The organism is Streptomyces sp. NPDC043746, assembly GCF_056436485.1.
Window position 1 is genome coordinate 400285 of sequence record NZ_JBWKCM010000003.1, and the last position, 7258, is coordinate 407542.

The 7258-nt window shown below is 72.3% G+C and carries 7 protein-coding genes; 2 read left to right on the forward strand and 5 right to left on the reverse strand.

From position 1 onward, the window contains the following. Positions 1-6: 6 nt before the first annotated feature. The 4 genes from AC0682_RS05645 to AC0682_RS05660 all read right to left on the reverse strand — a co-directional run bounded on the left by AC0682_RS05645 (position 7) and on the right by AC0682_RS05660 (position 3844). Positions 7-762 (reverse strand): AIM24 family protein, encoded by a 756-nt coding sequence (locus tag AC0682_RS05645; RefSeq protein WP_478531087.1) that lies wholly within the window; start codon positions 760-762, stop codon positions 7-9. Positions 763-776: 14 nt separating this feature from the next. Beyond that, positions 777-1457 (reverse strand): AIM24 family protein, encoded by a 681-nt coding sequence (locus tag AC0682_RS05650; RefSeq protein ID WP_254811724.1) that lies wholly within the window; start codon positions 1455-1457, stop codon positions 777-779. An 11-nt stretch (positions 1458-1468) separates the two neighbouring features. Continuing rightward, positions 1469-3100: a TerD family protein gene (locus AC0682_RS05655; protein ID WP_478531088.1), complete on the reverse strand. Its 1632-nt coding sequence runs from the start codon at positions 3098-3100 to the stop codon at positions 1469-1471. A gap of 120 nt (positions 3101-3220) precedes the next feature. Beyond that, a complete protein-coding gene (locus AC0682_RS05660; protein ID WP_478531089.1) occupies positions 3221-3844 on the reverse strand; it encodes a M48 metallopeptidase family protein in 624 nt (207 codons plus the stop codon). A gap of 300 nt (positions 3845-4144) precedes the next feature. On the opposite strand from AC0682_RS05660, the gene AC0682_RS05665 reads away from it, so the two are divergent. Then, positions 4145-5293: a ThiF family adenylyltransferase gene (locus AC0682_RS05665; RefSeq protein WP_478531106.1), complete on the forward strand. Its 1149-nt coding sequence runs from the start codon at positions 4145-4147 to the stop codon at positions 5291-5293. A 63-nt stretch (positions 5294-5356) separates the two neighbouring features. Continuing rightward, positions 5357-6850 carry an ABC1 kinase family protein gene (locus AC0682_RS05670; RefSeq protein ID WP_478531091.1) on the forward strand — a complete coding sequence of 498 codons (1494 nt, stop codon included), beginning with the start codon at positions 5357-5359 and terminating at the stop codon, positions 6848-6850. Between the two features lie 3 nt (positions 6851-6853). Here AC0682_RS05670 and AC0682_RS05675 read toward each other — a convergent pair whose 3' ends face one another. Further along, positions 6854-7057: a hypothetical protein gene (locus AC0682_RS05675; RefSeq protein ID WP_478531092.1), complete on the reverse strand. Its 204-nt coding sequence runs from the start codon at positions 7055-7057 to the stop codon at positions 6854-6856. Positions 7058-7258 lie beyond the last annotated feature (201 nt).

Genomic DNA, 7258 nt, shown 5'->3' on the forward strand with positions numbered 1-7258 from the left:
TGCCGGTCAGTTCCAGGCGTTGTTCTGGTTCTGGCCGTGGGCACCGTGCTGGCCCATGCCGAACTGGGCGCGCGCGCCCTGGCCGATCTGGGCGTTCTGCGGGGGCATGACCTCGCTCGGCTGGACCAGGGCGAAGCCCTGCCCGAGGAAGCTCAGCTCCCACCCCTCGCCGGTGTTGCCCCGGCGCCGGAAGACGCCGCTGGAGTGCGTCTGGGCCTGCATCTGCACCCGCAGGGCGCTGGACCAGGCCACGATGGCGTCGGCGTCCACGTTGATGTACTTGTCGGGCGTGACCTGCATCATCAGCGGCTGGCCGGAGGTCATGAGAGCGACCTTGCCGGTGCCGGTGATGTTGAGCTGGTACTTGCCGCTGCCGGAGACGCCGTACTGGCTGTCCACCGCGATGACCTCGGTGTGCAGCGAGGAGTCGAGCGCGAGGACATAGGCGCTGTCCACGGTGATCCCCTCGCGGTCGACGTCCACGACGTGGATGTACTGGGCGAGGTTGGCGAGGTAGACGGTGCCCTGGCCGCAGACGCGCATCAGGTCCAGGCCCTCACCGGTGTGGGCGCGGGTGTGGCGCTGGTTCTGCGACTGGTATTCGCCGTCGAAGTCCATCAGGCCCTGGTAGGCGACCATGGCGCCCTTGCGGGCGAGGATGTCGTCCTGTCCGGTGAGCGTCACCCGCAGGAGCTGCGGGTTCTGGATCGTGTACCGGTCCTGGGACTGCTGCTCGGTGTGGTTGAAAAGCGGACTCTGCATGGTGTTCCCTCCCCTCAGTTCCGGATCCGCAGGCGGTCCGTACTGTCCTCGCTCGGCTGGACGACGACGATGCCCTCCCCGGAGAAGGCCATCTGGTACGCCTCGCCGCTGCCGCGGCCGATCAGGGCCCCGGCCTTGAAGCTGCGCTTCCCCTTGACCTTGAGGTTCGTGGACCAGGCGACGAGCGCGTCCGGGTCGACGTAGGTCTCGTCCTCGCCGCGTCCGCAGTCGACGACGATCGGGGTGCCCCGGGAGGTGATGGCGACCCATCCGGTGCCCTGGACGGCGACGTTCCACAGGCCCTGGCCGGCGAACTTGGCCATCCCCTTGACCCGCTCGACGCCCCAGGTGAGGTGGGCGTCGAAGGCGAGGAGGTTGGTGCCGTTGACCGAGATGGACTCGTTGTTCAGGTTGAGGACGACCACGTCGGCGCCGTAGTCGGCGAGGTACAGCAGTCCGTCGCCGGAGCACTTCATGACGGGTGCGCCCTCGCCGGTGATCCACTGGGAGGCGATCTGCCGGGCGGCGGGCGGGTTGGGCTCGTACTGGATGAACCCTTCGTACGCCACCATCGAGCCGGTGCGCGCGTAGAGGTCCTGTCCGGAGGCCATGGCGACCTTGAGCATGGCCGAACCGTGGTTCTCCATGCGGGCCGTGACGGGGGTCGGGGCGAAGCCCGCGAGTTGCTGGTTCATGACGGGCTCCCTCAGACCTCGTAGGGCTGGACGACGATGAAGTTGCCGGGCGCTCCCCGGAACTGGAGGTTCACGGTCTCGCCGCTGTGTCCCGGGTACGCGTTGCGACGCAGCCGGACCTGGCTGGAGACGATCACCTGGGAGGCGGCCGACCAGGCCACCACCGCGTTGCAGTCGGCGAACGTGGTCGGGGTGACCGGCAGGACGACCGGGGTGCCGTGGGTCTTGATGACCACGGTGCCAGTGCCCTGGAACTGCATGGTGAACAGGGCACCGCCGGGGATGCCGTGCCCCTCGACCCGGCGCACCTCGTACTGGAGGGACTCGTCGAAGGCGAGGACGCTCTCGGCGGAGACGCAGATGGCGTCGCCCTGCAGCTCCATCGGGTGCAGATACGAGCCTTCCTCGGCCAGGAATACCTGGCCGCGGCCGGTACACCGCATCAGCTGCATCTCCTGGCCGGTGGCATTGCCGACGACCCGGCCGACGAACCCGGCCCCCTTGTAGCCGAAGTCCACCTTGCCCTGGTACATCACCATGCTGCCCTGGCGGGCCAGCACCCCGGCGCCGCCCATGGTCAGGTCGACCCGCATGAGCTGCTGGTTCTGCGGGGTCCAGCGCTGGCCGGTGGCGGTCTCCTTGTACAGATGGAGGGCCGCCTGCAGCCCGGCGCCGGCCGCCGGAAGAACCTGCGGCACACCCTGGGGCGCGCCGGGGGGCTGCTGCCCGAAGGGGGTGGGCTGACCGTAAGGGGCCGGGGCGGTTTGACCGTAGGGCGCGGGGGCGGGCTGACCGTAGGGCGGGGTGGGCGCGGGCGGGGCGGGCTGGCCGGGGCGCTGGCCCGGGATCTGCCCGAACTGCGGCTGCGGGGGAGGCTGGTGGCCGGGCTGGCCGTACAGGGGCGAGGGCGCCTGCGGGGCGAGCGGGGCAGCGATGGTGGGCGCCGCGTGCATCGGCTGCTGCGGCGCGGGGGCGGGTGCGGGCGGGGCGCCGAAGGACGGTGCGGGCTGCGGGGCCGGGGACGCGGGCGGGGCCGCGAAGGCCGGGGGCGCGGTGGCCTGGGTCGGCGGGGCGAACCCTGGTGCCGCCTGCGGGGCCGCCGGCGCCTCTTCCTCCTCGGCGACCTCGCCGCCGAAGTTCTTCAGGAGCGCTTCGAGGCCGCCGTCGAAACCCTGGCCGACGGCGGCGAAGCGCCAGACGTCCTTCAGGTAGAAGTCACCGAGCATCACCGCGCGCTCGGTGGTGAACTCCGATCCGGTGAAGGCGTACCGGACCACCTCTTCGCCACCGGCGACGATCCGGATGTACCCGGGGCCGATCTGCGACATCTGTCCGGGACCGTCGATCGTCGCGGTGAAGGAGAGCTTCTGGATGGCTGCGGGGATGCGGTCGAGCGTGACACGGAAGGACTCGGTGTCGCCGGACTGCGCGCCGAGGAGCTGAATCGACTCCTCGGGCGATTTCGGCTGGTTGAAGAAGATGAAGTACCGGTCATCCGAGAGCTGTTCGTTGGCGTCCAGGCCGAAGCAGCTGATGTCGAAGGTCAGTCCAGGGGCGGCGATCTGCACACCTACGTACAGATCCGTCCCTGGTGTGAGATCACTGAGCTTGGCCTTGTGGCCTCGTTGGAATTCCCTGGCCATACGTAACGACCGTCCCCCATCCCGAAGGTGAATGCGTCGCGTCAGGCTAACCGCAAACCGCGACATCCGGCCAAGCCGGTACACACCCGGTACAGAACCACCGGACACGGCCCTTCGGGCTCACTCCTCGTCCGCGACCGGTGGTGGGGGCAGCTGATCGGCCGCCACCACTCCTTCGAGGTAGCCGCGGGCCCGCTCGGTGCGCGGGTACGCCTCCAGCAGCCGCCAGAAGTCCGGGCCGTGGCCGGGGACGAGCAGATGGGCCAGCTCATGGAGGAGTACGTAGTCGACGACGTACTCCGGCATGCCCTGGAGCCGGTGCGAGAGCCGGATGCTGCCCTCGGCGGGGGTGCACGAGCCCCAGCGGGTGTTCTGGTTGGTCACCCAGCGCACCGAGGCGGGCCGGGCGCCGCCGCCGAAGAACTGGGCGGACAGCCGCTCGGCCCGCTCCGTCAGCTCGGCGTCCCCGAGGACCCGCTTGCTCTCCTGGGCCGCGAGCCTGTCGAGCATCACGCCCACCCAGCGCCGCTCCTCCGCCTCCGACATCCGGGCGGGGATGAGCACGACGGTGCGGCTGCCCTCCCGGTACGCGGAGACCGACTTCCTGCGCCGGGTACTCCTGCGGACCTCGACCACACCGGCCGCCGAGGCGCGGGGCGCGGGGGCGGCCGCACCGGGCTGCTGGCTCACGGCGCTGCGCGCGGGGGTCTCCCCGGCGACGCCGGGTGACGGGTCTGCGGGCACGCCTAGACGTTACCCGCTGCTCGTGGAGGATGTCCCGCCTCCGGCCCGTTCACCACCGATCCTCTCCCCTCCCTTCCCTTCCCTTCGGGGGCGCGTCCCCTGCCTGGCGCGCCACCTGTCCGCCGTGCGACCCGCGCCATTTGAGCGACCAAACGACTAATGACCTCTCCCTGTGGACAACTCCGCGCACGCTCCGTCGCCGAGGCGCATGCTGGCCATGGCTCGACGCGGCCGGGGACCTCCCGAGCACGCGGTCACGCAACCGATCGGGGGAGAGCCGTGCGTGTCGGGGGAGAAGTCCTGCATCCGATGTTGAAGCCCGCGCTGCGCCGGGCATGGCGTGGACGGAACACCGTGCAGTTCGGGGTGACACCCGCGCACGCGGTGACCCTGGGTCCGGTGGACATCGCGACGGGCAGCTTCCTGGAGCTGCTCGACGGGACGCGCGGGATGCCACGGCTCCGCGAGGAGGCCCGGGCACTGGACCTGTCGGACCGTCATGTGGACGTCCTGGTGAGGCGACTGGCGGAGGCGGGCCTTCTCGACGATCCCCGGGCCGCCGGACCGCAGGCGGAGGCCCTGCGCCACCGGGCCGAGGTGATGGAGCGTCAACGCCCCGATGTGGCCTCGCTCTCCGTCGCCCACCCCGGGCCGGGCGAGGGTCTGCGCCGCATGGCGGCCCGGCGGGCGATGCGGATCCAGGTGCGGGGCGCGGGGCGGGTCGGGGCGTCCATCGCGTCGGTGCTGTCCGGCTCGGGGGTGGGCCACGTGGAGGTGCTGGACGGGGGCCGGGCCGAGCCGGGGGACGTGGCACCGGCCGGGCTTCCGCCCGAGGCCGTGGGGGAACGGCGCGATGCGGCGGCCCGCCGCCTCGTCCGCCGGGCCGCCGCGGGACCGGCGCCCCGGGCGGGCGGGGAGGAGCGGGGCGCGGCGGGCGCACCGCCCGGTCTGTCACTGATCGTCGTCGCACCCCGGGACGGACTTTCGGTGTACGCGCCGGTGCCGGACACCGCCGCCCCCTGGATCGCGTCCGGCATCCCTCATCTCTATGCGGGGGTGATCGAGGCGACGGGGGTGGTCGGGCCGCTCGTGCTCCCGGGCGGCACCGGCTGCGCGGGGTGTCTGGAGCTGCACCGCGCGGACCGGGACTCGCAGTGGCCCAGGATGCTGGCGCAGTGGCGATCGGGGCGGCGGGGTGCGGCGGTGCCCGCCTGTGATCTGGGACTGGCCACGGCGGTCGCCGGTCTCGCGGCGGCCCATGCCCTGGCGTTCCTGGACGGGGAGTTGCCGGCCAGCACCGGAGCGCGCTGGGAGGCGGCGCTGCCCCTGCTGGAGTGGCGGAGCGAGCGGATCGGCCCGCATGCGGACTGCACCTGCGGGGCGGCCGAGCGCCACCGAGGGGCGGGGGGCTCCGGTGGACGCCCGGCGCAGGACACAATGGCCGGGTGACCGCAGCCGACGGGTGATGCCGGAGGACCCGGCGGCACGGCAGTCTGGGAACTGGAGGGGCACATGTCTGATCTTCCCCGGAAGGCGGTTACGCGTACCGCCAAGCTGGCCGCGCTGCCGCTCGGCTTCGCCGGCCGTGCCACCTGGGGTCTGGGCAAGCGGATCGGCGGCAGGTCCGCCGAACTGGTCGCCCGCGAGGTGCAGCAGCGCACGGCCGAGCAGCTGTTCAAGACCCTGGGCGAGCTGAAGGGCGGGGCCATGAAGCTGGGCCAGGCCCTCTCCGTCTTCGAGTCGGCCCTGCCGGAGGAGATCGCGGGCCCCTATCGGGCCGCGCTGACCAAGTTGCAGGAGGCCGCTCCACCTCTGCCCGCCGGGACGGTCCACGCGGTGCTGGCCGAGCGGATCGGCGAGGACTGGCGGGAGTACTTCCTGGAGTTCGAGGACAAGCCTTCGGCCGCCGCCTCGATCGGGCAGGTCCACCGGGGAGTGTGGCACGACGGTCGTGAGGTGGCCGTGAAGGTGCAGTATCCGGGTGCGGGCGAGGCGCTGCTCTCGGACCTCGCCCAGCTCAGCCGGTTCGCCCGGCTGCTCGGCCCGCTGGTGCCGGGGATGGACATCAAGCCGCTCATCAAGGAGATGCGCGACCGGGTCTCGGAGGAGCTGGACTACGCGCTGGAGGCGCAGTCCCAGCGGGAGCACGCGGAGGAGTTCGCGGACGACCCCGATGTGGTGATCCCGGGCGTGGTGCACCAGTCGGACCAGGTGCTGGTGACGGAGTGGATGGACGGGATCCCGCTGGCCGAAGTGATCGCGGACGGTACGGCGGAGCAGCGGGACCGGGCCGGGCAGCTGCTGGCGCGCTTCCTCTTCTCCGGCCCGGCCCGCACCGGCCTCCTCCACGCCGACCCGCACCCGGGCAACTTCCGGCTGCTGCCTCCGGTGGACGCCCCGGCCGACGGGGGCGCGCCGGGCGAGGTGGACCGCCCGGCCGGCTCCGGCGGTACGGACGGCTCAGAAGAGGGCGGGGCCGTCAAGGCTGCCGGGGACTGGCGGCTGGGGGTGCTGGACTTCGGGACGGTCGACCGGCTGCCGGGCGGGTTGCCGGGGACCATCGGGGAGTCCCTGCGGATGACGCTGGAGGGTGACGCGGCCGGGGTCTACGGGCGGCTGCGGGACGAGGGGTTCGTGAAGGAGTCGGTCGACCTGGAGCCGGACGAGGTCCTCGACTATCTGCTCCCGATCATCGAGCCGGCGCAGGTGGAGGAGTTCACCTTCTCCCGAGGCTGGCTGCGGGACCAGGCGGCCCGGATCGCCGACCCGCGCTCCCCCGCCCACCAGCTGGGCAGGCAGCTGAACCTCCCGCCGTCCTACCTCCTGATCCACCGGGTCACGCTCAGCACGATCGGGGTGCTGTGCCAGCTGGGTGCGGCGGTCCGGCTGCGGGACGAACTCGAAGCGTGGCTTCCGGGGTTCGTGGCGGAGGACGCGGCGAGCGGGGAGACCGGATTCGGGTCGGAGGGCGAGGAGTCGGAGCCGGTCGCGGCGGGCGACGCGTAGCGGTCACCACCAGAGGGAGTCGAGGCGGCTCTCGATCGCTCTGATGTGGAGGCGGGCGCAGCTCTCGCAGAAGTGGAGAAGCCGACCGTCCTCCACGGAGGAGAGCCAGGCCAGCGGGGGCGTGCCACCCTCGGCGGCGACGCCGCAGCGGGCGCAGACCACGGGTTGGGGGGCCGGTTCTCCAGTGGGGTTCGTGTCCTCGTCCACGTCGTGACGATATCCCCGCGGCGGATCCTCGGCAGCACAACGCACCGGGGGGGGGGGGGGGGGGGGGGGGGGCCGGGGGGGGGGGGGGGGGCCCCCCCCCCCCCCCCACCGCTACCGCTTCCGTACGGTGGCCAGCACATCGCGGTCCGGCTGGAGCGTCAGACTCGGCACGGGCTCGACGACCCCGGGATCGACGTCCAG

Bases quoted from the DNA above. Each gene is read 5' to 3' on its own strand.
- AC0682_RS05650 (WP_254811724.1), bottom strand. From the start codon at position 1,457: ATGAACCAGCAACTCGCGGGCTTCGCCCCGACCCCCGTCACGGCCCGC.
- AC0682_RS05645 (WP_478531087.1), bottom strand. From the start codon at position 762: ATGCAGAGTCCGCTTTTCAACCACACCGAGCAGCAGTCCCAGGACCGG.
- AC0682_RS05655 (WP_478531088.1), bottom strand. From the start codon at position 3,100: ATGGCCAGGGAATTCCAACGAGGCCACAAGGCCAAGCTCAGTGATCTC.
- AC0682_RS05670 (WP_478531091.1), top strand. From the start codon at position 5,357: ATGTCTGATCTTCCCCGGAAGGCGGTTACGCGTACCGCCAAGCTGGCC.